Below are 25,460 nucleotides of genomic sequence, written 5' to 3'. Positions count from 1 at the left end.
ATGCAATCTATGAATTAGGATGCTCCCGTCAAGAAGGTTGGTGTCATGAAACGAAAACTCCTATTCGCGACGGCCGCGATCGTGTTATCCGGCGGCGTGGCTGCTGCCGTCTTCCTCCTCCCAGCAGCGCACGAGGCGGAAGCATCCGATCCCCGTACGCTCGCGCCCCTTGTCAAACTTGCCAGCGTACAGATTCCCAACGCGGTGGAGAGAGCCTTCACTGGCACTGTCGCAGCAAGAGTTCAAAGTGATCTTGGGTTTCGGGTTCCCGGAAAGATTGTGGAGCGGCTGGCGGGGGTCGGAGACCAGGTAAGGGTCGGACAGCCCCTGCTGCGCATCGACAGCAACGACCTTAACCTGTCCCTGACCGCTAAGCGGAATGCTGTGATTGCTGCCCAGGCAACCTTCGTGCAGGCGCAGGCAGACGAGAAACGCTTTGCGGTTCTCGTGAAATCCAACGCGGCGTCTACCCAGCAATACGAGCGTGCGAAGCTTTCTCTGGATACCGCGGCGGCGCAACTGGCCGCTGCCGAAGCAGACGCGACGGTTGCCGAGAACGAGGTGGCCTACACAGTTCTGCTGGCGGACGCCGATGGTACGATCGTCGAAACCCTTGCTGAACCGGGCCAAGTCGTATCGGCAGGTCAGCCTGTCGTCCGGCTGGCGAAGGCCGGGCCACGTGAGGCACTGATCTGGATGCCGGAGAATCTGAGACCCGCGATCGGCGCAAAGGCGCGCGCCACGATCTATGGCCGGACCGGGGCTGAGACTGCACTGCTCAGACAGATTTCAGATGCCGCAGAACAGCAAACGCGAACTTTTGAGACGCGTTGGGTGCTGCAGGGCTCCGCCGCCACCGCGCCATTGGGTGCAACGGTGACCATCAGTGTTGAAAGTGGCGCCCACGCCGCCTCCGTAGAGATTCCAATCGGAGCGATCCTCGACGACGGCTCCCAAACCGGGGTCTTTGTCTTCAATGATACCACCTCAACCGTTCAGTTTCGTGCCGTGAAGATCGAGAAGCTGGGCGAAGAGACAGCCATCGTGACCGACGTGAAGCCTGGGGAGCAGGTGATCGCTCTCGGCGCTCACCTGCTCCAGGACGGCGCGAGCGTGCGCACAGGGCAAAAAACTGCAGAGGCGGTGAACTGATGAGCTTCAATCTTTCAGCGCTCGCAGTGCGCGAGCGCGCCGTCACCCTGTTCTTCATCGTTCTACTAGCTGCAGCCGGAGCATACGCGTTCATCAAGCTGGGGCGAGCGGAGGATCCGTCCTTTACGATCAAGACCCTCACAGTCACCACGGTGTGGCCTGGAGCCACGGCCCGCGAGATGCAGGATCTCGTAGCCGAACCGCTCGAAAAGCGCATACAGGAACTGACCTGGTATGATCGTGTGGAGACCACCACGCGCCCAGGCTTCGCCTACATGACTGTGACACTGAAGGACAGCACCCCACCTTCCATTGTTGAAGACGAATTCTATCAGGCGCGCAAGAAGCTGGGGGATGAGGCCCGCAATCTGCCTCAGGGCGTCTTCGGTCCCTTCATCAATGACGAATACTCCGATGTCAGTTTTGCGCTCTATGCTCTCAAGGCACAGGGCATGCCGAAGCGTGAACTCGTACGTCAGGCGGAGACGATCCGCCAGGATTTGCTCCATGTGCAGGGCGTCAAGAAGATCAACATTCTTGGCGAACAGCCTGAGCAGATTTTCGTCGAGTTCTCTTACCCGAAGCTGGCAACGCTTGGCATTTCTCCGCAGGATGTCGCGTCCGCGCTACAGCGCCGCAACACCGTGACCCCGGCCGGCACGATCGACACCCGCGGCCCGCAGGTCTTCATGCGCTTCGATGGCGCCTATGACAGCGTTCAGGCGGTTGCGGATACGCCGATCGTTGCCAATGGCCGCAGCATCAAGCTGTCGGATTTCGCGGAGGTTCGCCACGGCTATCAGGATCCGGAAACCTTTGTCATCCGGCACAATGGCGAACCGGCCATCATGCTGGGCGTCGTCATGCAGCAGGGCTGGAACGGCCTCGATTTGGGCAAGGCCTTGGAAGAACGCTCTTCGCAGATCGCGGAGACGCTGCCACTCGGTATCACCCTTGCGAAAGTCAGCGATCAGGCCGTCAACATTCAGGAAGCCGTCGGCGAGTTCATGTTGAAGTTTGCGATGGCGCTCGGCGTGGTGCTGTTCGTCAGTCTTGTCAGCCTCGGCTGGCGTGTCGGGATTGTGGTGGCGCTCGCCGTGCCTCTCACGCTCGGTGTCGTGTTCATTATCATGCTCGATACCGGCCGGTTCTTTGACCGCATAACGCTTGGCGCACTTATTCTGGCACTGGGATTGCTGGTCGATGATGCCATCATTGCGATCGAGGTGATGGTCGTCAAAATGGAAGAGGGTATGGACCGGATCAAGGCGGCTGCCTATGCCTGGAGCCATACGGCGGCTCCCATGTTGTCTGGGACGCTCGTCACGATCATCGGCCTTATGCCGGTCGGTTTCGCGCGTTCAGCCGCTGGAGAATATGCAGGCAACATTTTCTGGATCGTCGGCTTTGCCCTGATCGTCTCCTGGCTCGTGGCGGTGATCTTCACTCCCTATCTGGGCGTCAAGATGCTGCCAAACATCAAGCCTGTAGAAGGCGGACACCACGCGATCTATAACACTCCTAACTATCGCAGGCTGCGTGGCATGATCGAATTCGTGATCCGTCACAAGTTCATGACCTGCGCCGTCGTCGTCGTAATGATGGGGGCGTCTGTCGTCGGCATGGGCGCAGTCAAGCAACAGTTCTTCCCGACGTCGGACCGGCCTGAAGTGCTTGTCGAAGTCCGTCTGCCGGAAGGAACGAGCATCAAGACGACAACTGCAACCGTCGCAAAGCTCGAAGATTGGCTTCAGAAGCAGCCGGAGACGAAGATCGTCACCAGCTATGTAGGGCAGGGTGCGCCACGCTTCTTCTTCGCAATGTCCCCCGAGTTCCCAGATCCGGCGTTTGCAAAACTCGTCGTGCTAACCCCAAATGCTGAAGCTCGCGAAGAGCTGAAGGAACGCCTGCGAGAAGCTGTCTCGGCTGGCTTGGCTCCCGAAGCCTTCGTTCGGGTCACACAGCTTGTATTCGGGCCCTTCACGCCGTTTCCTGTCGAGTTTCGGATCATGGGTCCGGACCCCGAAAAGCTCTACGAAATCTCCGAGGAAGCAATTTCTCTGATGCAGACAGTTCAGGACGTGCGGCACGCCAATCGTGACTGGGGCAATCGTACGCCTGTTCTTCGATTTGTTCCGGATCAGGAGCGTCTCAACTTGATCGGGCTGTCGCCTGCCGAAGCTGGTCAGCAGCTCCAGCTCCTATTGACGGGCGTCCCGATTACCCAGGTTCGTGAGGATATCCGGAACGTTGCGGTCGTCGCACGAAGCGGTGGTGACACGCGCCTAGACCCGGCCAAGTTGTCGAACTTTTCTCTGATTGGCAGAGAGGGACGAGCCGTGCCGCTTGACCAGATCGGCCATGCTGAAGTGCGGTTCGAAGAGCCGATCATGAAGCGTCGTGACCGGACATCGGTGATTACAGTCCGGTCCGATATCAACGAAGCCAGCCAACCTCCGGAAGTTTCCATGCAGGTCATGAAGGCGCTTCAGCCGCTCATCGCGTCACTGCCGGTGGGATACCGTATCGAGATGGGGGGCAATATCGAGGAGTCCTTGAAGGCGAATACCGCTCTCGTCCAGGTCTTTCCCTTGATGATCGCCGCGATGTTGATCGTGATCATTCTGCAGGTCCGAAGCTTGTCTACAATGACGATGGTGATGCTCACGGGTCCGCTTGGACTGGCCGGCGTCGTTCCTGTCCTGCTCATCTTCAACCAGCCATTCGGATTCAATGCCATTCTCGGCCTGATCGGATTGGCAGGGATCCTGATGCGCAACACGCTGATCCTGACAGAGCAGATCAAGGAAAACAAGGCGGCGGGGCTGGACGACTACCATGCGGTCATTGAGGCGACGGTGCAGCGAACCCGGCCCGTCATCCTGACGGCGCTTGCCGCCGTGCTCGCCTTCATCCCGCTGACGCACTCCGTCTTCTGGGGCTCCATGGCCTATACGCTGATTGGTGGCACGGCTGTCGGCACGGTCTTGATCCTACTGTTCCTGCCCGCGCTTTACGCGACTTGGTTCAGGATCAAGCCGCCCAAGCAGGAAGCTGACCATCAGAACGATGAGCAGCCCGCAAGACCCGCACTGGCGCTTGCTGCGGAGTGACATCATGAGACATCAGGAGCAGTTCGAGGCCAAGCTATTTGGATCATCCAACATGATATGGGACGCGCTTGCCTACAAGCGTTCTTGCATCGCGCGAACCCGTGGCGACGAAAGATCGCAACGGGTTGCCGCCGCAACGCTAAACGATATTGACGAGGGTCGAGAGGACCTTGTCGCAAATTTCAAGGTTACCTGTAGGTTGACCGTCAGCATGTGATCACTGCGCTATTGCCGCCGCCATTAAGGTGTGGCCAGTGAGCTCGCCAACAGTGCGGCGTGATCCACCTCGCCGATGATGCGCCCCTTCTCCATCGTCGCGGCCCGGTCGCACATATGGCCGATGACGCCGGGATCATGGCTGACCAGCACCATCGTCATGTCGTGCGATGCCTTGAGATCGTTGAGCAGATTGAGGATGCCGGCCTGGACGGAGACATCCAGCGCCGAGGTCGGCTCGTCGAGCAGCAGCAGTCGTGGCTTCAGCAGAAGGGCCCGGGCGATCGCCACTCGCTGGCGCTGGCCGCCGGAGAGCTGATGCGGATAGCGATCGGCGATCGCTGCCGAAAGACCGACCCGCTCCAACGCCAAAGCAACCTCCGCCTCGACGTCGGCGAGGCCGGCGATCGTGAGCGGCTCGCCGAGCACGCGGCGGATGCGGTGGCGGGGGTGCAGCGACGAATAGGGATCCTGGAATACCATCTGGATGTCGCGCCGCAAGGGACCGGTGATCTTCCGGTGGAGCTGCAGGTTTTGGCCAAAGACGGAGATCGATCCGCCCCATCCCAAGTTCAGGCCGGCGATGCTGCGCAGCACTGTGGTCTTGCCGCAGCCGGACGGTCCGATGAGGCCAAAGGTCTCGCCTTTGGCAATTGACAGATTGACGTCATCGACGGCCTTAAACGGAGCGGTTGCACCCTGAAAAGTGACCGAAAGATGCTCTACTACGATCCCAGTCACGTCGCGTCCTCGTCATCGATCACCGGCAGGCGTGTTCCGTAAGTGGTTGCGGACGGTCGTGCCGCCCAGAGGCCTCTGGTATAGGGCGACTTCGCTTCGGCGAGGCTGGCGGCCGGGAGACGGTCGACGATCTCGCCCTGGCGCATGACAATGACGCGATCGGCATAGCGCGCTACCTGCTGGAGGTCGTGGCTGATCAGCATCATGGCCATGCCGAACTCTTCGACCAGAGAACGTAGCAGCAGCAAAATCTGCTCCTGCAAATCATGGTCGAGCGCCGAGGTCGGTTCGTCGGCGATGATCAGTTTCGGGCGATTGATCAGCATCGCGGCGATCATCACCCGCTGGCCCATGCCGCCGGACAGGGCGGCCGGATAGCTGTCGTAGACGCGCTTCGGATCGGCAAGCCCAACCTTGTCAATCATCTCCAGCGCCCTGTCGCGACGCTCGCCAACGGACAGCTTGGTGTGCAAGAGCAATGTTTCCTCAATCTGACGGCCGATACGATGGGCCGGATTGAGCGAGAATTTCGGGTCTTGCAGGATCAGGCCAATGCTATCGCCGCGCAGACGATTCCACTGCGCAGGTCGCAATGTCTGCAGATCCACCCCGTCGAACCTCATCGTCTCAGCGCGCACCTTGGCGTGCGGTGGCAGCAGCCCCATGATGGCGCGACCGGTCATCGATTTCCCCGAGCCGGATTCGCCGACGACGGCGACGATCTCGCGGCCAACGCTGAACGAGATAGATTTGACCACATCGATCGGACCGCGGTCGGACGGGAAGGCAATCGTCAGGTTCTTGACGTCGAGCAAGGGTTCAGCCATGACGCGGATCCAGGATGTCGCGCAGCCCATCGGCGACGAGGTTGAAGCCCAGCGAGATGATCAGGATGGCAAAGCCGGGAGCGGCGGCTATCCACCATTGGTCGAAAATCACCTGCGTGCCCTCGGCGACCATCGAGCCCCATTCGGCCGTCGGCGGACGGACGCCCAGGCCGAGAAAGCCGAGACCGGCCGCGGCGAGGATGATGCCGGACAGGTCGAGCGCCAGGCGGATGATGGCAGATGGCATCACCAGCGGCAGAACATGGCCGATCAGCAGACGCGGTCCACGAATGCCGACCATCTCGGCGGCGGCTAGATAATCACTGCGGCGCAACGCCACCGTCTCGACGCGCGCCTGTCGTGCATAGGCCGGCCAGCTGGTGAGCGCCAGCGCCAGGGCACCGTTGAGGAGCCCGGGGCCCATGATGGCGACGAAGGCGAAGGCCAGCAGCAGCCGCGGAAAGGACATGACGATGTCGGTGATCCGCATCAGGATAGGCTCAGCGATGCCGCCGAAATAACCGGCGAGCACGCCGATGACAATACCGGTGGGTGCCATCAGCAGCACGACGAACAGCACCAGCAACAGGGTCGGGCGGGCGCCATAGAGCAAGCGTGACAGCAGGTCTCGGCCGAAGGCATCGGTGCCGATCCAATGCGCGGCACTCGGCACGGCGAGCCGGTTGGCCGTCTCTTGCAGGTTCGGATCGTAGGGTGCGATTAGCGGTGCGAAGAGTGCCGCGAACAGCATCACCAAGAGGATCGTCGTGCCGATGGCGGCCGAAGGCGATCGCAGCACGCGCCGCAGCAGGGAGCTGGAGAGAACCACGGGTTCGACCATAAGGCTCATCGGGCGCGGTCCCTTTGGACAAAACCGACGGCAAGGTCGGTCAGGGCGTTGAGCAGCACGAAGGTGCTACCCACGACCAACGTCGCGCCGAGAATGGCCGGGGTGTCACCGGCAAACATGGCTGTCGTCAGGTATCGGCCGATGCCGGGCCAAGCAAACACGGTTTCTGTCAGCACAGCGCCTTCGAGCAGGCTGGCATAGGCCAGCGCCACGATGGTCAGCAGAGTGCCAAAAATGTTCGGGAGGATGTGGACGAAGACGATGCGGGTCAGGCTGGCGCCCTTGGCCCGCGCCGTCAGCACATATTCCTGGCCGAGCTCGGTCAGCACCGCGCCACGCGTCAGTCGGGAAATGCCGGCCAGCGCATAGAGTGCCAGCACGGTGGCGGGGAGGGCGAGATGGGCGAGTACGTCGGCCACTGCACCCGGCTTACCGGACAGCCAGGCGTCGACGATCGCAAATCCGGTGACGGGTTTGACTGTATATTGGAAGACGATCCCTAGCCGTCCGGGACCCGGCGCCCAATGCAGGCGGGCATAAAACAGCAGTAGCATCAGCAGGCCGAGCCAGAAGATCGGCACGGAATAGCCGAACAGCGAAACGATCCGGGCGATGGCATCGACCCAGCTTCCCGGCCGCATGGCGGCAAGGATACCAAGCGCCAGGCCAATGATGGCGCCGGCGATGATGGCGGTCGTTGCCAGTTCAATCGTTGCCGGGAAGGTGCGTGCGATGTCGCTCGCGACCGGTTGCCCGGTCGAGATGGACTGGCCGAGATTGCCGGAAAAAGCGGCCTGCAGATAGCGCAAAAACTGTATGGGAAGCGGGCGGTCGAGACCGAGCGCCAGGCGTGCTGCGTCGTAACTTGACTGGCTGGCGTGATCGCCGACCATCTGTAGGGCGGGATCGGCCGGGGCCAGCCGTGTCATCAGAAAGGTGACGAGCGCCAGGCCAAGCAACGTCAGCGCAAAGGACCACAGCCAGCGCAACAGGCGCCCCAGCATGACAAACCCCCGCCAGCGTTTCGGCTGACGAGAGTTTTGGTTATTCAAAGATACCGCGAGCGTCGCAGGCTGCACTTATTTTTCCACTTGGTCGTAATAGACCTGATCGGCATTCAGGCCCTGCACATAGTTCTTGACCTTGTCGCTTAACACGACCTGATCGCTGCCTTGAAGCAGGAAAACGAAGGGCGACGACTTCTGCAGCTTCTTTTGCAGGTCCTGGTAAAGCCCGATGCGCTTGGCGGCATCCTGCTCCTTGACGGCGGCCAGTGTTTCGTTGGTCAGATCCGGAATGACCCAGCCGGCCTGCCTGGCAACCGTGTTGGCGGAATTGTCCTTGTTGATGGCAAAGGCACTGGCATTCGAATGCGGGTCGAAGTAGTCCGGAATCCAATAGCGCAGGGTGATCTGGTACTGGCCGGAACGGCCCTTGGCGTAGATTTCGCTGGCAACGCCCGGCTGGATGTCGAGCTCGATGCCAGCCTTGCCGAAGCTCGATTGAAGCGACTGGGCGATCGACAGGAAGGGCTGGTCGTTGAAGACCGGGAACTCGATCTTGAACGGCGTCTTGATGCCGCCGTCGGCCAAGATCTTCTTGGCCTTGTCGACGTCGAGCTTGAATGGCGTGTCCGTCAGCGCGCCGGGAAAGCCGACCGGCAGAAAAGCCTGGTGGATCTGACTCTGGCCGCGCAGCAGATCCTTGGCGATGCCATTGTAGTCAACGAGATAGCGTGCGGCTTCCCAGAAGGCAGGGTTGCCGAGCGTCGCATTGGCCTTGGTGTTGATCAGCAGGTAATCGGTGCGGGCCGACGGCACGGCGAGAACCTTGACACCGGCCTTCGACTTCAGTGCCTCGATCTGGTCAGCGGACAGGCCGCGGGCGATATCAGCATCGCCCTGCTCGACCAGCAGACGGCGCGCAGACACGTCAGGCACGTTGCGGATGATGACGCTGTCGAGCTTTGGCTTGTCCGATGATGTCGGATTGGACTGCAGAACCAGCGCCTCATGCGGCGCGTAGCTGGCGATCGTGAAAGAACCGCTGCCGGCGGAATTGGTCTTTAGCCAGGCATTGCCGAAATCGCCCTCCTTGGTCTGGGGCGAGACGGAGGCTTCGTCGACGATCGAGGCAATCGGCGCTGTCAGCAGTGACAGTGCAAAGGCCGGCCCCACATCGGCCGTCCAAGTGAGCTTCACCATTTCAGCATCGACCTTCTCGATCGCCTTGTCGACGTTGTCGGCTTTCCATCCGAGTTCGTTGAGGATAAAGGCCGGCGCCTTGTTGAGCTTGACGGCGCGCGACAGCGAGAAAATCACGTCTTCGGGGCGAACCGGATTGCCGGAGGCGAACTTGGCGGCCGGGTCAAGCTTGAAGGTCAGGCTCTTGCCGTCGGCGCCGGGCTTCCAGGAGAGCGCCAGAGCCGGGTCGATCTTGGTGCCGTCCTTGCGGTCGGACTGGATCAGTCGCTGATAGACATTGTTGAACGCCTGGACGGTGGTCAGCTCAAACCCTTCAGCCGGATCAAAGCTTACGGCATCGTCGATCGACTGGGCAACGACGAGGACGTTGGCTGGCGTTTCAGCCTTGGCGAGGCCGGCGGAAAAGGCGAGCGCGACGCCAAGGGCCGTGCCGAGCAGCCGCGACCGTGTGAGAAGGATGGTCATGATGTCTCCGAAATAAGAGGTGCGTCGATATCGTTAAAAAGATCAAAAATCCCTTGAGATGCTTTAAGCCTAAACTGCAGAAACGCGATGCGGAAGGCGTTCGGTCCGTGACGTCTGCCTCCGCAGTGAAAGATCTTCGCTATTTTGGCGGTTTCTCTGCAAAAAATATCTCCCACCTTCGGTGAAGGCACCCGCGCTCGGAAAAATAACCCTTTTTTTCGAACATCTCCCCACAAACTGCAAAGCGGAGCGTCGAGATGATGTGGGCGATGGACACCAACAGTTCCTGCATCTGCTCGCGCGTCAGGCTGTCCAGCGCACCAAACGGTTCGTCCATCAGCAGGATGTCGGGCTCGGTCGCCAGCGCCCGGGCAATCCCGACGCGTTGGCGCATGCCGCCGGAAACCGCACCATCCTTCTCAAAGTCATCGCGATTAAGGATGATCTCCAAGCTTATGACCTGGCTCGAGAAACTCAAAGTCCATTCGAAATTCGGTTTCAGCCGACTCTCACTTCAATTTCATTTGTGACGGCGCATCGAGGCTGACCCTCCGCCTCTAAGGAGACCTATTCCAGGAGCTCATAGCGAGTACAATAAAAATCAAAGTCCCGGTTCCAACCTGTTGCCAATAGAAATTCAAGCCGCTGAGCAGCAGACCGTTGGCGACAGCAGATAGCAATAACGCACCGAGCACAGTGCCGACGATATTCGGGCGGCGGAGGGGACTGAATGTCGCGCCGATGAAGGTGGCGCCGATGGCGTTGAGCAAGAAGGCATTTCCCGAGGAGGGGATGTAAACGTTGACGGTCGCTGTCAGGATCAGGCCGGCCGCCGCCGATACCACCCCGACGACGACGAAGACAATAGCGATATGGCTACGGATGGATAGGCCGGAATATCGGACAACGCTTGCCTGGATGCCGGATGCCGTAATGACGCGTCCAAAGCGGCTGCGTGAAAGCACAACGGCCGCCAGGACGATAATGCCGACTGCGACGATAAGAGGTGTCGGCACGCCAAATATGGTGCCGTGGCCGAGGAAGCGGAAGGAGGAGGGCACGCCGTTCGGCGGCAGATAGACAGGGTTACCGCCATTTGTCAGCATCTGCTGGATGCTGCGACCGATGAACAGAGTTCCGAGCGTCGCCAGAAACGGCGAAATGCCGATGCCGGAAATCAACACTGCATTGAATGCCCCGACCAGACCTCCGGCGACAAGCCCGGCCAGCGCTGCGATCGCTACGGGCTCCCCGGCAAGCACCATCGAGACAAAGGCAAAGCACGCCATATCGACAGCGGTGCCGATCGAGAGATCGATGCCCCCTGAGGACACGGCAAATGTCATTGCTACGGAAACAATGGCCAGCAGTGTGAAATTGTTAACAAGGAGGCTCTGCAGATTAGCCAGCGTCAGAAATGTCGGCGCAACAGCGGTGAAGGTTGCGAATACAGCAAAGAGCGCCAGGACCAGGCCAAAGCGACCGACATTGCGGGCAAGGCCGTGCGCCAGGCCGGCATCGATCGTGGATAATGACGGTGAGTGGGCCATAGGTTCAGTTCTCCTGCCGGCGCAACAGCGTCGTGGCGGATACCACAACGAGTATGAGCACGCCTTGCACGCCACTCACGAGCATGCTTGAAATATTGAGCAATTGAAAACCGTTGACAAGAAATCCGACCAGCAGTGCCGACAGCAGTGTTCCCGGAATGGTCGGCACCAGCCTGCGGGAAAAGACCGATCCGAGTAGTGCGGTGACAACGACCGGGAGCAGCATCTCGCCAGCACCCGTCGTGCTGCCACTGAGATAGGAGACGGACAATATGCCGCCAATACCGCCGCAGATACCGCTGGCCACGAAAGCCCCCGCCACAAGCCGCTTTATTGGCAGCCCCGCAGCGCGTGCCGCCTCCGGAAACTCGCCGACGGCATAGAGCCGCAATCCGAGCGGCGTGTATTGCACGATCACCGTCACGAGCAACGTAAAGGCGAGAAGAACATAGGCTAGGACTGGAATGCCGAGCGTGTCATTGGCCGAGAGAAGCGAGAGAAAGGGCGTTGTCGCCGGCACGACGGTGTTTTCCGTCAGCACGAGTTCCAGTCCTCCGACGATATTCATAACCGCGAGCGTCGCCAGCAACGGCACGATGCCGGCAAAGACAACGGCGGCGGCATTGACTGCGCCGATCACAGCGCCGGTTGCGATCGCTGCCGGAACGGCCGCTGCATCACCAAAGCCAAGCTGCACCAGGCTGGCGTAGACTGCAGCGCTAAGGCCCATATTCGCGGCTAGCGACAAATCTATGCCACCCGTTACCACATTCGAGCCGCCAACGACGAGTACGATGGTCAGCCCGATTGCAAGAACTCCCGCGATCGCCGACTGGCCGAGGACATTTCCGATATTGCCGATGCTGAGGAAGTAGGGTGCCGTTAGCGAAAAGATCAAGAGAATCCCGGCGAAGGCAATCAGTGACCCAAAGCGCAAGGAGGCGATAGCAAGATCCCGGCCCAGCCTGCGGCGCACCGCTTCGGCCGGTCTGAAGTCATTGAGAGTCGATTGCATCTCAGCCGACATGGCGCAAGTCCTCCAGCGATCCGGTGGTTTGTGTCAGCACCTCATCCGGGGTGGTCTCGCTCGAAACAAATTCACGCAAGACCCGGCCACGGAAGAACACCAGGATGCGATCTGTGATCCCGATCAGCTCTGGCAAATCGGAGGAGAGAACAATGACTCCGGCACCCCGCGCGGCGAGTTCGCCGATCAGGTTGTAAATTTCGACTTTCGAGCCGATGTCGACTCCGACGGTCGGTTCATCGAGCAGGTAGATCTTGGAGTGCCGGCTCAGCCATTTGGCAATTGCGACTTTCTGCTGGTTTCCGCCTGACAGCGTCCGAACCAGGGCGTTGCGCCCGGACGTCTTGATCTCCAACCTTCGCATCAGCTCCTCCGTCTCGCTTGCCTCTTTCGCGCGATCGAGGAATCCGAGTTTGGTGAACCGGCGCAGCGACGCCAAGCTGATGTTCTCGCCGACGCTGAGATCCAGCGCCACACCATTGATGCGCCTATCCTCAGGCACGAGTGCGATCCCACGACCGGCGGCGCCTGAAGGGTTGGCCAGTCGTGCTGTCTTGCCGCCCACCTCGATCCGTCCGCTTGCAGCTGTTTCGAGGCCGAACAGCGTTCGGATCAGCTCCTTGGCACCCGAGCCAAGGAGGCCCGTCAGTCCCAGCACCTCACCACGTCGCAGGATCAGCGACACATCGGCATATTTGCCAGGCGACGTGATCTTGTCCAGCCTCAGAAGCTCTTCGCCCAGCGCCACAGCGCGTTTCGGGAACATCTCACCGATATTGCGTTCGATCATCAGGCGAGCGATGGCATTGGCCGAGGTCGCCGCCATCGGCAGCGAGGCAACGGTGCGCCCGTTGCGCAATACCGTGACATCGTCGCAGAGGGATTCGATCTCATTAAGGTAATGCGAAATGTAGATGATCGTCACGTTTTCAGCGCTGAGGCGACGGATCAAGCGGAAGAGGATGTCGGCTTCGCGGCGAACAAGAGCGGCTGTCGGCTCGTCGAAGACCAGGACCTTCGGCTGGTTGAGCAGCGCCCTTGTGATCTGGACGATTTGCTTTTCGGCCGTGGACAACTCGCTAATCAATGCATTCTTCGACAGCTGGACGCCAAAGTAGTCGCCAAGTATGGCACTAGCTCGACGCTGCATTGCATTTCGGTCAAGAAACGGCGTTCCTTTGATGCGCGGCTCGCGACCGAGGAAAAGTGCTTCGCCGACGGTGAAGGTCGGGACCAGCAGGCGGTCCTGGTGGATGAAATGAATACCGAGCTCTTCGGCAAGATGGGGCGTGAGCCTGTCGAACTGGCGGCCATCGATGGCGATCGTGCCACGATCAGGATGGTGCAATCCGGCAAGCAGCTTGATCAGCGTCGACTTGCCGGCGCCGTTCTGTCCGACAAGACCATGCACCGAGCCGCGGCGAACGACGAGCGAGGCGTCTGACAATGCCTGCGCTCCGCCAAAATGCTTGTCGATGCCTTGGAAGCTTATGATGTCGCCGTTGCCTGGCGCGGAAATGGGAGCAGCCGTCACGGACGCCTCGTTCAGCTCGTCTGATCGGAGATGATCCGCAGCATCTGCTGCGGATCAAAAATGCTTGTCTCAGCCGATGCCAAGTTTTTTGGTAACTTCGTTGATGTTGACCTTGTTGGCGAGCAACGCTGGTACGTAGGTTTCACGCGGAAGGGTGCCACCTGCGAGCAATTTTGCGACGTTGCGGATCGCCGTGCGGCCGATCTCGGCCGGCTGCTGTGCTACGTCGGCGCCGGCTGGCGAATTGGCGTCGGCCACCAGCTGCAACACTTCCGGGCTGCCGTCGACGCCGTAAGTCCTGATTTCTGTGCGACCGGCGGCGACAAGTGCCTGGGTGGCGCCGAGCTGAGGGATATCCCACGCCGACCAGATCGCCTTGATCGAGCCCTTTTCAGGGAATTTGTTGAGCAAGGCTGTAATCTGGGTGAAGGCATCCTGGACAGTATTCGGGATCACATCGCGCAGTTCAGGCTGCAGGATCTTCACCTTGGGGAAATATTTGACGACATTGACGAGTTGGTCGTAGCGGATAGCGCAGGGCGTGACGCCGTAAAAGCCGTTGAAGGCGACGATATTCCCCTCGCCACCAATGTCGGAAACGAGTTGCAGCGCCAGGTCCTTGCCAATTCCCCAGTTGTCCGAGGTGGTGTTGTTCAGCGAATTGGTGGAACCGACATCGATGGTCAGCACCGGAATTCCGGCATCGCGTGCCTTCTTCAGCCAGGGATCGATGACGCTGAGAGTCCCGAGGATCTGCACGATCGCATCAGGCTTCTGGGCGATCAGCGTCTGCAGCTGCGACACCAGCTTTCCGTCATTACGACCGGCATCGACGGCAATAGGCTCGCCTCCCAGACGCTTCACTTCCGCGATTTGCGCGTTGTAAGCCTGCAGGTCGAAGAAGTGGTCGGTGCCCGTGGCACTGATGGCGATGCGCTTGCCCTTCAGCGACAGTTCGCCATCTGCCGCCGCCGCAGGCCCTCGCCCGACAAGCGTCGCGCCCACCGCCGCAACACCGGCGATGGCAGAGATTTTTAAGAGGTCCCGTCGGCCAAGGCCACCCTTTGAATGCTCATAGTCCATGTTCAACTCCCCAAATAATAATGTCTATAGAATAGGTCTTCTATTGCGCGGGACGAGGAACAGAATTTCAAATTTGGGTGGAACTGGGCAAAGTCCGCAATGCTTCAGTCCTGAACCATAGTTCTCGCGCAAGTGACCGACGGTTAGCCGTGGCCTCTCAAGCGCTGCTGGTCTCTCCAAAGATCGCGATAACCGGCGCCTGGATGGGGAGCGGTGAGGCGTGGCCCATGGCCGATCAGCTTTTCGCGCAATGTGCCCGCCTTGTAGTCCGTCTTGTAGACACCACGCTTCTGCAGTTCCGGTACCAAGAGATCGACCGCGTCCTCAAAACTTTCCGGCGTGACCGCATAGGCGAGGTTGAAGCCATCGACATCGGTGTCCTCGACCCATTCCTGTAGCAGGTCGGCAACCGTCTGCGGCGAGCCGACGAAGACGGGGCCGAAACCACCGATGCCGACCCAGTCGGCCATTTCGCGCACTGTCCACACCTTGTCGGGATCGATGGTGGTAAAAGTTTCGACCGCCGACTGCACGGCGTTGGTGTAGCGATGGCGCAACGGTTCGTCGGGGCTAAACTGGCTGAAATCGATGCCGGTCCAGCCGGAGATCAGCGTCAGCGCGCCTTCGTAGGAGACGTATTTGCGATACTCGTCGAACTTCTTTTTGGCTTCGGCATCGGTTTCGCCGAGGATGACAGTCTGGAGGTTGAAGGCCAAGATCTCCCGTGGATTGCGACCGACGCGCTCAGCCGCCTCGCGGACGTTGGCGACGTAGCGCTTCAGCACCGGTTTCGACGGGGCTGCGACGAAAATGCACTCGGCGTGGGCCCCGGCAAAATCCTTGCCGCGGCTGGAGGCGCCGGCCTGGTACAGAACCGGCGTGCGCTGCGGCGACGGCTCGCTCAGATGGATGCCAGGGACGGTGAAGTGTTTGCCGGAATGATCGATCGGATGGACTTTTTCCGGATGGGTGAAAATGCCGGTGGCGCGGTCGCGCACCACGGCGCCATCCTCCCAGCTGCCTTCCCAGAGCTTGTAGCACACCTCCAGATATTCCTCGGCCAGGTCATACCGATCGTCATGCTTCGATTGGGCCTGTTGGCCAATATTGAGAGCCCCGCTGTTGAGATAGGAGGTCACGATGTTCCAACCCACGCGACCCTTGGTCAGATGGTCGAGGGTCGAGATGCGCCGCGCAAAGGTGTAGGGATGCTCGAAGGACAGCGACGCCGTCAGGCCGAAGCCGAGATTTTCGGTGGCATGGGCCATGGTCGGGATGAGCTGCAGCGGATCATTGACCGGCACCTGGGCCGAATGCCGCAACGCCGCATCGACATTGCCATTCAGCACATCATACACGCCGAGCACGTCGGCAATGAACAATCCGTCGAATTTCCCCCGCTCCAGCGTCTTTGCCAGATGGACCCAGTAATCCAGGTCCTTGTACTTCCAGGACTGGTCGCGCGGATGGGTCCACAGGCCGGGCGACTGGTGGCCCACGCAGTTCATGTCAAATGCATTCAGCCTGATTTCGCGGCTCATCTTGGTCTTCCTTTCGTCGTATAGGCGTTGCAGCCGCCGGCAGCCTCAGGTGTTGCTGCGGTTGAGGCCATAGGTGAGGGCAAGGGCTCCGACGAGAACGGCTCCCTTGACGAAATCCTGGGTGTAATAGGGCGCGTTCAGCATGGTCAGGCCATTGAGCAGCACGCCAACGAAGACCGCGCCAGCGATGGTGCCGAGCACGTTCGGTCGACGCAGGCCAAGCACTGCATATCCGATCAGCGCGGCGGCGACGGCATCCATCAGCAACGAGCCACCTGACGACACATCGCCACGCCCGACCCGGGCGGCAATGACGATACCGCCGAGCGAAGCCAGCGTGCCGGATATCACATAGGCAAGCGTCTTCAACCGCACCGTCGAAGCGCCCGCCAACCGCGTCGCCACTTCGTTGCCACCCGTGGCAAACAAAAGCCGACCGACGCGCGTCCGCTCGGTGAGCACGAAAAGCAGCAAGGCCACCAGCGCCATCAGGATGACCGAAACCGGCACCGTGGCAAACAGGCTGTACCGGCCGATCAGCAGGAACAACGGATCGTAGGCGCCAGATGCCTTCGTGCCGTCCGGCAAAATCAGCCCTGCTGAAATCGAGCGGCCGGCGGTCGGAATCAATTGCAATCCGGACAACAGAAACATCATCGCCAAAGTCGCCAGAAGATCCGGCACCTTCAGCCGGACGATCAGAAGCGCGTTCACGAGGCCCACCACGGCACCGAAAGCCAGAACCAGCAGCACGGTCTCAAAACCATTCAATCGCCAGACAATCATCGCATAGCTTGCGGCCATGACGCTCGATGCCGCTACCGCGCCAATGGACAGATCGAAGCCGCCGACGGCCAGCGTTACGGTGACGCCGGCGCCGAGAATGGCAACGACGGAGACCGCTTGCAGAATGCTCATGAGATTGCTGAGATTGATGAAGGCCGGCTGGGCGGTGGTGAAAATCATTATGAGTGCAGCCAAGAGAATGAACACGGCGCCGGAACGTACGAAGCCCAGCACCCCGGCTAACCATGTCACTTGGCCATCGCCGCTCAGTGCGGTTACCGGCTTCTCGGGACCGACATCCTGTCTTCCAGGGGCACGGCTTTGATCGGAGGCGTACGGCGCATCTTCCTCGCCAAAAATATCGCTGTCGGTGGCAGTCATGCTGGAAGTCCTTCTGGGGCGAATGCCAGTCGGTCTGGCGTCGCGGCGACAAGACCGTGCCGGTCCATGACGAAAATTCGGTCAGCGACTTCGATCGCTTCCTCGGGATCGGAAGTGGCGATCAGCGTTGCCCGGTCGGAGCGGCTGCGGATGGCCTGAATGATATCCTGGCGGGCACCGACATCGACGCCCTGGAACGGCTCGTCGAGCAACAGCAGCCGGCTCGGCTCTGCTTCCCAGCGAGCTAGCACCACCTTCTGCTGGTTGCCGCCCGACAGCGTCCATATGGAGGCCAATGGACCAGACGCCTTGATGTGCAACCGGTCGATTGCCTTGTCAGCCTCACGCTTCTCACGATCGCCGAAGAGAAAGCCGTGGCGATACCATCTGGCCAGATGCGGCAGGCTTATGGTGGCGGCGATCGAATTGCCCGGCCATGAGGGTGGCATCAACGACGAGCGTTGCCGATCCTCCGCAGCCATGGCAACGCCGGCGACGATCGCATCGGCTGCGGTCTTTGGCGCGTATCGCCAGCCGTCGAGAACCATCTCGCCCTGCGCAAGCGGCTGGGTGCCGAATATCGACGACAGCAAACTGCTCTTGCCGGCACCGAGCACGCCTGTGATCGCCACCACCTCGCCTGCATGCAGGGACAGATCGAAAGCCGGACTGTCCGGCAGCAGTCGGGCATCCCGCAACGTGAACACAGCCTCGCCACGCGCTGTTCGCTCGCCGGGACGCGCCGATTCCAGCGAGCGGCCGATCATCGTCTCGATTGCGCGGTCGAAGTCGATGGGTCGCGCAAAGGCGCCGACGACCACACCGCCGCGCATCACCAGCGCCCGGTCGGCAATGGCTGCCAGATCAGCGGTGCGATGCGAGATATAGAGAATGGCAAGGCCTGTCCGACGCAGACGCAGCAAAATTTCGAACAGCCGGTCGCTTTCGCTCGCCGACAGACTGGCCGTCGGCTCATCAAGGATCAGCAGATCGGCCCGATTGCCGAGCGCTCTAGCGATGCCCACGAGCTGTCGGTCGGCGGCTGAGAGATCGCCAAAATCGCGATCGAGCGGCAGATCGAAGCCGGCGATCGCGAGCATCGCCTGCGCCTGCTTGCGAATGCCCGCACGCGACACGAAGAACGGCAGGCTGCGGTTGGCGAAACGATTGAGCAACAGCGCATCCGCCACTGTCTGACCGGCCGCAGCAACCAGATCTGTCGACTGGTGCACGGTAACAATTCCCGCCCGGGCCGCTTCGGCCGGGCTACGCGGCGCAAAACTATGGCCCTTCATCTGAACCGTGCCGCTATCAGCCGCCAGCACGCCGGACAGTATTTTGACCAGCGTCGACTTGCCGGCACCATTGGCTCCCATCAAGGCAACGATTTCGCCGCGTTGGATCGTCAGAGAAACGCCATTCAAGGCCTTCGTCTGGGCGAAGCTGCGACGGAGCTGATCGACACGAAGAAGCGGCACGGCAGACCTTTCGTTATTTCTGCCATTTTGCCAGCTGTTCCGAAGACGAGACAGGCAAAGCCTACCTGTGCAATGGCCGCCGGAGAAACAAACAATCTCCGCTGGCGGAAAACAACGCACGAAACAATCTACAAATCTTATGGGGAATTATGTCTACTCAATGTGCGTCGCCAGGGCAGTGACCCGGTCAATCGGCAGACGCGCCAGATGGCCATAAAAAAGGAACGCGACCATGAGATATGACCTGCGGCTGGCCGCCAGTGCCGCCATCCTTCCGCTTCTCTTCAGCCAGGCTACGCTTGCCGATGGCATTGCCGGCGCGCCTGCTCCCTTCGACAAAGGCGGCGTCAAGCTGGCACTGATCAGCTACATTTCTGCCGGTGATTTCTTCCAGGCCTATCAAGCCGGCGCAGTTGCCCAGGCCAAGGCGCTCGGCATCGATCTGCGCGTTTTCCCCGGTCGCCAGGATGCCTCTGAGGAACGCGAGCAGATCTCGCAAGCGATCAATCTCGGCGTTCAGGGGATCGTCATCGATCACGGGCTGCCTGAATCGATCAGTGACGTCGCGGAGCAGGCGCTCGACAAGGGTATCAAGGTGGTCGCCTTCGACGTCAACCTTAACAACCCGAATATCCCCCAGGTCGAGCAGAGCGATCACGCACTTGCGAGCCAGGCTCTCGAGCAGGTGGTCAAGGACAACGGTACAAGTTTCAACGCCGCCTATGTCTATGTTGCCGGCTTTGCCCCCCTCGACCGCCGCAATGAGGTCTGGGAGAAGTTCAAGACCGACAATGCCGGCGTCGTCGAAAAAGCCCATTTCGGCAATGTCAGCGATACCACGGCAACCAGTACCGCCGACCAAGCCAAGGCAGCGCTGGCGGCAAATCCAGACATCAAAGTCGTCTTTGCCCCCTATGACGAGTTTGCCCGCGGCGTCAAGCTTGCAGCCGGGGACCTCAACATCAAGGACAAGATCAAGATCTATTCGGCTGATGTCTCGACCGCGGATATCCAGGAGATCACCGAGGAGGGCAGTCCCTGGGTTGCCACTGTCGCCACCAATCCTGCTGTGGTTGGGGCGGTATCGATCCGCACTGCAGCACTGCAGATCGCCGGCCAGCCAGTGCCGCACCAGATAACCGTCGAGCCAACGCTTTTGACCCAAGCGGCGCTGCGCTCGGCCGGCGTCAAGACCATAGAGGATCTTGCGGCCAAGCTACCAGCCTTCAACCACAGCGATGCGGTTAGCGCCAGCTGGATCCCACAGAAACTGTACTGATGACAGGCTGGCGCGGCGAGGGGCAATGGCCACCAGCCGTGGCACGCTTTTGATGAAATCGGAGTTTTGAGATGAGCAAATCGAATGTCGTCCTCGCTGCCAGCCACGGTATTGGCCGCGACGCGCTATTTTCCAAGGCAACGGAGATCTCTGCCGATTTTGCCCGTCGCGGCGCCGAGCTTGATCGCAACGGTCTGGCGCCCGTGCGGGAAATCATACAGTTGAAGAACACGGGCCTTCTCAATGCGTTGCATCCGCCTGACATCGGTGGCGGCGGCCTCGACTGGGTCGATGCGCTCAAACTGGTAAGGATCATTGCGCGCGGCGAAAGCTCACTCGGACAACTGCTCGGTTATCACTATGTGAATAGCCAGTCGATCTACTGGTCTTTCACTGACCAGGCCCGCGCAGCCTCGCTGGGAGCAGAGACGGTGTCGCGCAATCTCTACTGGGGCGCCGCCGTCAATCCTCGCGATCCAGGGCTGAGTTTGACCCGGCGCGGCAACGTCTATGTGCTCAACGGCAGAAAGTCCTTTTCGACCGCGGCCCGGGTCTCCGACTATATCAATGCCAATGCGCTGCTGGATGGAAAAAACGTCAATTTCGCCGTGCCCACCGATCGGCCTGGCTATATTGCCAATGATGATTGGGACAATTTCGGACAGCGATTGTCGGACAGCGGCAGCGTCGATTTCAAAGATTTCCCGGTTTATGAGACGGATTTCGCGGCTCCTCCAGCGAACATCGACACGCCCCCGCCGCCACTCGCAACCTTCAACACGCCGCTCATCCAGCTCGTCTTCGTGAATTTCTATCTCGGCACGGCCGAGGGCGCGCTTGCTGCCGCCCTCGACTATGTCCGTTCGACGACGCGCCCTTGGATCAGCTCGGGCGTCGGCCGGGCTGCCGACGACCCCTATATCCTCGAACGCGTCGGCGAATGGACGGCGTCGCTAAAAGCGTCGGTGGCGCTGGCCGATCAGGCGGCAGCCATCGTCCAGGCTGGTCTCTCACGCGGTCAAGACGTAACACCACGAGAACGCGGCGAGGCGGCGGCCGAAGCCTATGCCGCCAAGGTCCATGCCACGCATGTGTCGCTGGACATCACTGCGCGTGTCTTCGAAATTATCGGTGCCCGCGCCACCGCTGCTAAATACGGTTTCGACCGCTACTGGCGCAATGTCCGAACCCACACGCTTCATGACCCTGTGTTTTACAAAGCCAAAGAAGTCGGCGAATACGCGCTGAACGATAGAATTCCAGAGGTCAGTTTATATAGCTAGCATTCTGAAAGTCGGAAAACACTCGCCTTATCAGATTGTTCTCATCTGCAGAACGGCGAGTGCGCCCCCCGTTAACCCGCCACAGCAATAAGCGCTTGGATCGGTAACCCGTCCAACGAGGGCCAATCAGTTTTCTGCTTCGTGCCGTCTGCGTAGCAGCGTTTGAAACTCTTTTGAAAGAGGAAGGAGTGCTGACCGCTCAATCACTCAGGTCGTCGCCACCGTCGCGGTGTCAAAGCGCGCCGCTCTTCGGTGGCTTTATGCCGTTGAGGTGGTAGTTGCCGACGACGTGGTACTTCCAGCGAACGGGATCGTGGAGTGTATGTGTCCTGGCGTTGCGCCAGTGCCGGTCGAGATTAAGGCCTATACGGGTCGCGCCGGTGCCAGCGAGTTCGAACAGAGTGCTCGACGCCTCCAGCGCGATCTCCGTCGTCAGGACTTTGGACGCTGCTACGGCCAATGTTGCGTCAATTACATTAGCTTCGGTGGGTTCGATCTGCGCCAGATCGATCTGATGACCCGCCCGTTCAACCATTGCTGCCGCCGCCTCGATCCGAATGGCAATCTTGCCAATCTTCGCAATCGTCAGCGGATCGTCGCTGGCACGCTCAACACCACTGTCGGTCCAGGGTCGAGACTGGGTATTGACAAAACCGACCGTCGCCTTGAAAGCGGCGCGGGCGATGCCAAGGTCGACCCCGGCATGAATGATCTGGCCCACAGAGCCGATCGTTGTCGGCCTTTCGAAACCCTTATGGTGCGAGACGACTGCATCGGCTTGTACGTAGACGTTGTTCAGAAGGGTTGTCCCGCTGCCAGTCGTCCGCTGGCCAAAACCATCCCAGTCATCGATGATTTCGATTCCGTCACTGCCCTTTGCGACGAACGACATGGTCAATCGATCTGCTTCGTCGAGCGCGAAAATGACCACCCAGTCGGCAAACAACACTCCAGTCGAATAAAATTTGCGCCCATTGATGCGGTAACCCAATCCATCGCGGCTAATGCGCGTGTGGTAGTGGCCAACAGTTTTGGTTCCCTTTTCCGACAGCGCGTTACCAAATCGATCGCCTGCTAGCGCCCGGCCAAAAAAGAAGCGCTTCTGTTCGTGACTTCCATCGATCCGTAGAGCCTCGAGGATGTAGAAATGGTTCTGCGGAATTTGACCAATCGAAGCATCTGCCTCTGCCAAAATTGCAGTGATCTCTGCGAGGACGGCGTTCGAAACATCTAGGCCTCCAAATTCCGCAGGTACGGTAATGGCCAGCAATCCGGACTGCGCCAAGGCATCCATTTCGCCAAAGGGCATCGACCGGTCGGCGTCACGGTTTATCGCTGTTTCAGCGAAATCTGCGGCGAGCCGCCTGGCCACCGAGATCGCCTCTTCGTCACTACGAATGACTGATGCAGGTCGTCCAATTTCATCTGGGTGCGAAGGGTTATGCATTTTATCGTCCGCCACTGTTATGCGTGTCACGCTATGGCGTGTGTGGCGACGTTAAAAGTTATGAGCGTCTATTTTGACAGGCGAAGATGGAATTCCATACCATTTACTTGGATCACACCTGACCCATGAAGCCTGCAGCACCAATGAGACCGGATTTTGAAGATAGCGTCGCGATGGCTATACGTGTTGAAACCTCTTCTACTCTAGCTGCACCCCGAAACCATCTGTACGGTCTGTTCTCGTCCGGAGGATTGCAACCGACCTCTAAACTCCGCATCGCCGTCAGGACCGCTTGAACTTGCCTTACCAGCCATAGCTGACGGTCGCACCACTACCGTCATCCCCGTCCTGAATGACGTCACTTCTCGTATTTCGGCCAAACTGGAAAATGCCATAGGCATTGCGGTTTCCAGTCTGCCGCAAGCTTGCGGAGTGACCGTTACCCCGCTGCTGAATGAAGCCGATATTGTCACTGCCAGCCTGGGCGATACCCGCCGCGTTACCGTTGCCAAATTGCCTGATATCGGCACTTTTCAAATTACGATAGAGCGAGTAGACGCGCATCCCTGTCGAGAACAGGTCGGCATCGCCAGAATTCTGGGGCGCGAGGTTGAGCGAGATTTGTCCACCGGCATAGGCTGGGAAAGACAATGCCGCTTGCCCCATGCTCCCAACAAGAAGACTGACGGCGAGGATCTTGAATTTGCTGCAGGTCATCCTGATCTCCATTTTCCGGCTATCTGAGCCGATGATCAAGCTTCGCACCTTGCAGCTGAACCCAGTTGGAATCGGCCGTTCAACTGCCGTTCAGTCATTTTGCTCTACCCAAGAAGAAAGGCGCCGGAAGCCGACGCCTTTCCATGATATTTCCGAGTTTTTTGGCCGGTCAGTCGCGACCAATCTGCTTCGTGCACCGGACGCTTTTCTCTCCGCTCACGATATCCAGCATGACCGTGTATGCGCTTCCTCCAGCGTCGAGGGTCACGGAGGAGAGCAGTTGAGGACGCCCCTCGCGCGCATCGAAGTCACCGTTCTGATTGATCGTGGAGCGTCCGCTTTTTCCTGAATTTTCGACCTGCAAGGAATAGGTGCCGCCGAGATGTCCGTCGGCATGTGCAAAGGCCTCCATTCTTATCATACTTCCCACCGGCGTCGCCTTGATCTCGCAAAGCAGCACTTCGCCGGACGGACTTGCAGTTGACATTGTCGCAAAAGTGCCGAGGGGAAGCAGCAGGGCGGAAATTGCCAGCACGCTGCGTGGATGTTTAACGCTGTTTAGCATCGATCGGCTCCCTTAATTATCTGCTGCCGCCTGTAAACCAGTTTTACCTCATCGCCCGTGATCGCTCATGGGCAGGCCTGGACAAAGGCTGCGACATTGCCGTTGCCGCCCTGGCTGACATTGGCGCTGCAACCACGACCGACCTGAACGCCCGCCGCGATGTTGCCATTGCCGTCCTGGGTGAGGATGGTTGTGTGGTTCGAACCAAACTGGCCAATGCCGGCCACGTTGCGGTCGCCAGTCTGGTAGGTGGCGCCATAGTTATCATTGCCTTCCTGGCCGACTGCCGAAAGGCTATTACGACCATATTGGTGGCCGACAATCCGGTTGTGGCTGCCGTTTTGATAGGTTCTGATACGGTGTCCATATCCTTCCTGAGCGCCACCGGCAGAGTTAGACCACCCGTACTGTTCGATCCGCACATCATTGGCCATGGCTGGCGCGGTGATACCAACGAGAGCGGCGAGGGCGATTGCAACGAAAGACGTACGGATCATGACAGTGTCTCCTGAGGCGGATATGACCGCGATTGAACGTCTTTCTTTTAGGCGTTTGGTATGGAACGCATGCTGAAGATGCTATTCAGTCGGCGTTCATTTGCGCAAAGCCGTGCCGCAAGGGAACTTATGACGACATGCGCCGCTTTCGGCATGGAAACGTCCCGGCAACGCCGCTGCTGTGCGATGGCGTGCCTGAGGCGCTTCCCAGGCACGAGCAGAGGATCTCTACGTCCGCTCTGATCCAGCGCGCTGGTGGAGCGATGTATCTTTAACCAAAGCAAAGGCAAGCACCATAAATCACCTTTACATATCAATCGTCTGATATTGTTATAAAAACGTGCGTTCACCAATGGGGTCTGCGGTTCAGATCGCCTTTAAGGCGATGACATCTTTTCAGCAACGGAAAAGAAAAACTATTTAAGGATTTCCTGTCGAGCCCCGATGCCAATGCCCGACGCGTTCAATATGCTTCGGGTAAGGTCTAGGGCGCTTTAAACGCCGACGTGCTTTATGATGATCTACTTTGAAGCAAGATCCGGCCTGATCGATGCGGTCGCGGCTACAGCAGTATCTGTGGCCTATCTTGCCTGGATAATCACTGCACAAATGTCCAGTGCCGTGGAGGCTGTCTCGTACTACATGGTTTTTGGGGCCATCTTCATGATGAGCGTGAACCTGTTTTTCAGCTTTCGGTTTCCCCTTGCGCTCACGGCCTCGACAG

The 25,460-nt window shown here is 59.5% G+C and carries 20 protein-coding genes and 2 pseudogenes; 5 read left to right on the top strand and 17 right to left on the bottom strand.

Annotated features, from left to right (window positions below):
* Positions 1–45: 45 nt before the first annotated feature.
* Together VH564_RS23475 and VH564_RS23470 are read left to right on the top strand one after the other, a co-directional pair.
* Positions 46–1,152, top strand: a complete 1,107-nt coding sequence (locus VH564_RS23475) for an efflux RND transporter periplasmic adaptor subunit (protein ID WP_423342268.1) — start codon at positions 46–48, stop codon at positions 1,150–1,152.
* The gene (locus VH564_RS23470) at positions 1,152–4,265 is read left to right on the top strand and encodes an efflux RND transporter permease subunit (RefSeq protein ID WP_423342267.1); all 3,114 of its coding nucleotides are present in this window, start codon (positions 1,152–1,154) and stop codon (positions 4,263–4,265) included. Before VH564_RS23475 ends, VH564_RS23470 begins: the two co-directional genes overlap by 1 nt.
* A gap of 240 nt (positions 4,266–4,505) precedes the next feature.
* Here VH564_RS23470 and VH564_RS23465 read toward each other — a convergent pair whose 3' ends face one another.
* From VH564_RS23465 to VH564_RS23405, 13 genes and pseudogenes are all read right to left on the bottom strand, one after another.
* The gene (locus tag VH564_RS23465; RefSeq protein ID WP_423342266.1) at positions 4,506–5,222 is read right to left on the bottom strand and encodes an ABC transporter ATP-binding protein; all 717 of its coding nucleotides are present in this window, start codon (positions 5,220–5,222) and stop codon (positions 4,506–4,508) included.
* Complete coding sequence (locus VH564_RS23460) at positions 5,219–6,049, bottom strand: ATP-binding cassette domain-containing protein (protein ID WP_423342265.1); 831 nt, start codon at positions 6,047–6,049, stop codon at positions 5,219–5,221. Before VH564_RS23460 ends, VH564_RS23465 begins: the two co-directional genes overlap by 4 nt.
* The gene (locus VH564_RS23455) at positions 6,042–6,899 is read right to left on the bottom strand and encodes an ABC transporter permease (RefSeq protein ID WP_423342264.1); all 858 of its coding nucleotides are present in this window, start codon (positions 6,897–6,899) and stop codon (positions 6,042–6,044) included. Before VH564_RS23455 ends, VH564_RS23460 begins: the two co-directional genes overlap by 8 nt.
* Positions 6,896–7,903 (bottom strand): ABC transporter permease, encoded by a 1,008-nt coding sequence (locus VH564_RS23450; protein ID WP_423342263.1) that lies wholly within the window; start codon positions 7,901–7,903, stop codon positions 6,896–6,898. Before VH564_RS23450 ends, VH564_RS23455 begins: the two co-directional genes overlap by 4 nt.
* Before the next feature lie 75 nt (positions 7,904–7,978).
* A complete protein-coding gene (locus VH564_RS23445) occupies positions 7,979–9,568 on the bottom strand; it encodes an ABC transporter substrate-binding protein (RefSeq protein WP_423342262.1) in 1,590 nt (529 codons plus the stop codon).
* 268 nt (positions 9,569–9,836) lie between these two features.
* Positions 9,837–9,989, bottom strand: a pseudogene (locus VH564_RS23440) (ATP-binding cassette domain-containing protein); the annotation flags it as partial.
* Between the two features lie 136 nt (positions 9,990–10,125).
* Positions 10,126–11,118, bottom strand: a complete 993-nt coding sequence (locus tag VH564_RS23435) for an ABC transporter permease (RefSeq protein WP_423342261.1) — start codon at positions 11,116–11,118, stop codon at positions 10,126–10,128.
* 4 nt (positions 11,119–11,122) lie between these two features.
* Entirely contained in the window at positions 11,123–12,145 is a 1,023-nt protein-coding gene (locus tag VH564_RS23430; RefSeq protein ID WP_423342260.1) for an ABC transporter permease, read from the bottom strand.
* Positions 12,135–13,679, bottom strand: coding sequence for a sugar ABC transporter ATP-binding protein (locus tag VH564_RS23425; RefSeq protein WP_423342259.1), 1,545 nt, complete (start codon positions 13,677–13,679; stop codon positions 12,135–12,137). Before VH564_RS23425 ends, VH564_RS23430 begins: the two co-directional genes overlap by 11 nt.
* Positions 13,680–13,748: 69 nt before the next feature.
* Complete coding sequence (locus VH564_RS23420; RefSeq protein ID WP_423342258.1) at positions 13,749–14,762, bottom strand: sugar ABC transporter substrate-binding protein; 1,014 nt, start codon at positions 14,760–14,762, stop codon at positions 13,749–13,751.
* A 143-nt stretch (positions 14,763–14,905) separates the two neighbouring features.
* Entirely contained in the window at positions 14,906–16,303 is a 1,398-nt protein-coding gene (locus tag VH564_RS23415; protein ID WP_423342257.1) for an LLM class flavin-dependent oxidoreductase, read from the bottom strand.
* Between the two features lie 45 nt (positions 16,304–16,348).
* Positions 16,349–17,470 (bottom strand): ABC transporter permease, encoded by a 1,122-nt coding sequence (locus VH564_RS23410; protein WP_423342256.1) that lies wholly within the window; start codon positions 17,468–17,470, stop codon positions 16,349–16,351.
* Positions 17,467–18,948 (bottom strand): sugar ABC transporter ATP-binding protein, encoded by a 1,482-nt coding sequence (locus tag VH564_RS23405; RefSeq protein ID WP_423342255.1) that lies wholly within the window; start codon positions 18,946–18,948, stop codon positions 17,467–17,469. Before VH564_RS23405 ends, VH564_RS23410 begins: the two co-directional genes overlap by 4 nt.
* Before the next feature lie 232 nt (positions 18,949–19,180).
* Here VH564_RS23405 and VH564_RS23400 point away from each other — a divergent pair, with 232 nt between their 5' ends.
* Together VH564_RS23400 and VH564_RS23395 are read left to right on the top strand one after the other, a co-directional pair.
* Positions 19,181–20,227, top strand: a complete 1,047-nt coding sequence (locus VH564_RS23400; RefSeq protein ID WP_423342254.1) for a substrate-binding domain-containing protein — start codon at positions 19,181–19,183, stop codon at positions 20,225–20,227.
* A 71-nt stretch (positions 20,228–20,298) separates the two neighbouring features.
* Entirely contained in the window at positions 20,299–21,510 is a 1,212-nt protein-coding gene (locus tag VH564_RS23395; protein ID WP_423342253.1) for an acyl-CoA dehydrogenase family protein, read from the top strand.
* A 232-nt stretch (positions 21,511–21,742) separates the two neighbouring features.
* Here the strand turns inward: VH564_RS23395 and VH564_RS23390 are convergent, their stop codons facing one another.
* The 4 genes from VH564_RS23390 to VH564_RS23375 form a co-directional block, all read right to left on the bottom strand.
* Positions 21,743–22,957 (bottom strand): SfnB family sulfur acquisition oxidoreductase, encoded by a 1,215-nt coding sequence (locus VH564_RS23390; RefSeq protein ID WP_423342252.1) that lies wholly within the window; start codon positions 22,955–22,957, stop codon positions 21,743–21,745.
* 303 nt (positions 22,958–23,260) lie between these two features.
* Positions 23,261–23,674, bottom strand: a complete 414-nt coding sequence (locus VH564_RS23385; RefSeq protein WP_423342251.1) for a curlin — start codon at positions 23,672–23,674, stop codon at positions 23,261–23,263.
* A 169-nt stretch (positions 23,675–23,843) separates the two neighbouring features.
* Positions 23,844–24,239 (bottom strand): curli-like amyloid fiber formation chaperone CsgH, encoded by a 396-nt coding sequence (csgH, locus tag VH564_RS23380; RefSeq protein ID WP_423342250.1) that lies wholly within the window; start codon positions 24,237–24,239, stop codon positions 23,844–23,846.
* A 65-nt stretch (positions 24,240–24,304) separates the two neighbouring features.
* On the bottom strand, positions 24,305–24,736 hold the full coding sequence (locus tag VH564_RS23375; RefSeq protein ID WP_423342249.1) for a curlin: 432 nt from the start codon (positions 24,734–24,736) through the stop codon (positions 24,305–24,307).
* A gap of 516 nt (positions 24,737–25,252) precedes the next feature.
* On the opposite strand from VH564_RS23375, the pseudogene VH564_RS23370 reads away from it, so the two are divergent.
* A pseudogene (locus VH564_RS23370) lies at positions 25,253–25,460 on the top strand (GGDEF-domain containing protein); the annotation flags it as partial.

The organism is Rhizobium sp. HT1-10 (assembly GCF_049472505.1).
Lineage (GTDB): Bacteria > Pseudomonadota > Alphaproteobacteria > Rhizobiales > Rhizobiaceae > Rhizobium.
This window is presented reverse-complemented; position numbering and strand designations above follow the sequence as displayed.

Excerpts from the sequence above, each read along its gene's own strand:
- VH564_RS23475 (WP_423342268.1), top strand. The coding sequence starts at position 46 with ATGAAACGAAAACTCCTATTCGCGACGGCCGCGATCGTGTTATCCGGC.
- VH564_RS23470 (WP_423342267.1), top strand. The coding sequence starts at position 1,152 with ATGAGCTTCAATCTTTCAGCGCTCGCAGTGCGCGAGCGCGCCGTCACC.
- VH564_RS23460 (WP_423342265.1), bottom strand. The coding sequence starts at position 6,049 with ATGGCTGAACCCTTGCTCGACGTCAAGAACCTGACGATTGCCTTCCCG.
- VH564_RS23455 (WP_423342264.1), bottom strand. The coding sequence starts at position 6,899 with ATGAGCCTTATGGTCGAACCCGTGGTTCTCTCCAGCTCCCTGCTGCGG.
- VH564_RS23450 (WP_423342263.1), bottom strand. The coding sequence starts at position 7,903 with ATGCTGGGGCGCCTGTTGCGCTGGCTGTGGTCCTTTGCGCTGACGTTG.
- VH564_RS23445 (WP_423342262.1), bottom strand. The coding sequence starts at position 9,568 with ATGACCATCCTTCTCACACGGTCGCGGCTGCTCGGCACGGCCCTTGGC.
- VH564_RS23435 (WP_423342261.1), bottom strand. The coding sequence starts at position 11,118 with ATGGCCCACTCACCGTCATTATCCACGATCGATGCCGGCCTGGCGCAC.
- VH564_RS23430 (WP_423342260.1), bottom strand. The coding sequence starts at position 12,145 with ATGTCGGCTGAGATGCAATCGACTCTCAATGACTTCAGACCGGCCGAA.
- VH564_RS23420 (WP_423342258.1), bottom strand. The coding sequence starts at position 14,762 with ATGGACTATGAGCATTCAAAGGGTGGCCTTGGCCGACGGGACCTCTTA.
- VH564_RS23415 (WP_423342257.1), bottom strand. The coding sequence starts at position 16,303 with ATGAGCCGCGAAATCAGGCTGAATGCATTTGACATGAACTGCGTGGGC.
- VH564_RS23410 (WP_423342256.1), bottom strand. The coding sequence starts at position 17,470 with ATGACTGCCACCGACAGCGATATTTTTGGCGAGGAAGATGCGCCGTAC.
- VH564_RS23400 (WP_423342254.1), top strand. The coding sequence starts at position 19,181 with ATGAGATATGACCTGCGGCTGGCCGCCAGTGCCGCCATCCTTCCGCTT.
- VH564_RS23395 (WP_423342253.1), top strand. The coding sequence starts at position 20,299 with ATGAGCAAATCGAATGTCGTCCTCGCTGCCAGCCACGGTATTGGCCGC.
- VH564_RS23390 (WP_423342252.1), bottom strand. The coding sequence starts at position 22,957 with ATGCATAACCCTTCGCACCCAGATGAAATTGGACGACCTGCATCAGTC.
- VH564_RS23385 (WP_423342251.1), bottom strand. The coding sequence starts at position 23,674 with ATGACCTGCAGCAAATTCAAGATCCTCGCCGTCAGTCTTCTTGTTGGG.
- csgH (WP_423342250.1), bottom strand. The coding sequence starts at position 24,239 with ATGCTAAACAGCGTTAAACATCCACGCAGCGTGCTGGCAATTTCCGCC.
- VH564_RS23375 (WP_423342249.1), bottom strand. The coding sequence starts at position 24,736 with ATGATCCGTACGTCTTTCGTTGCAATCGCCCTCGCCGCTCTCGTTGGT.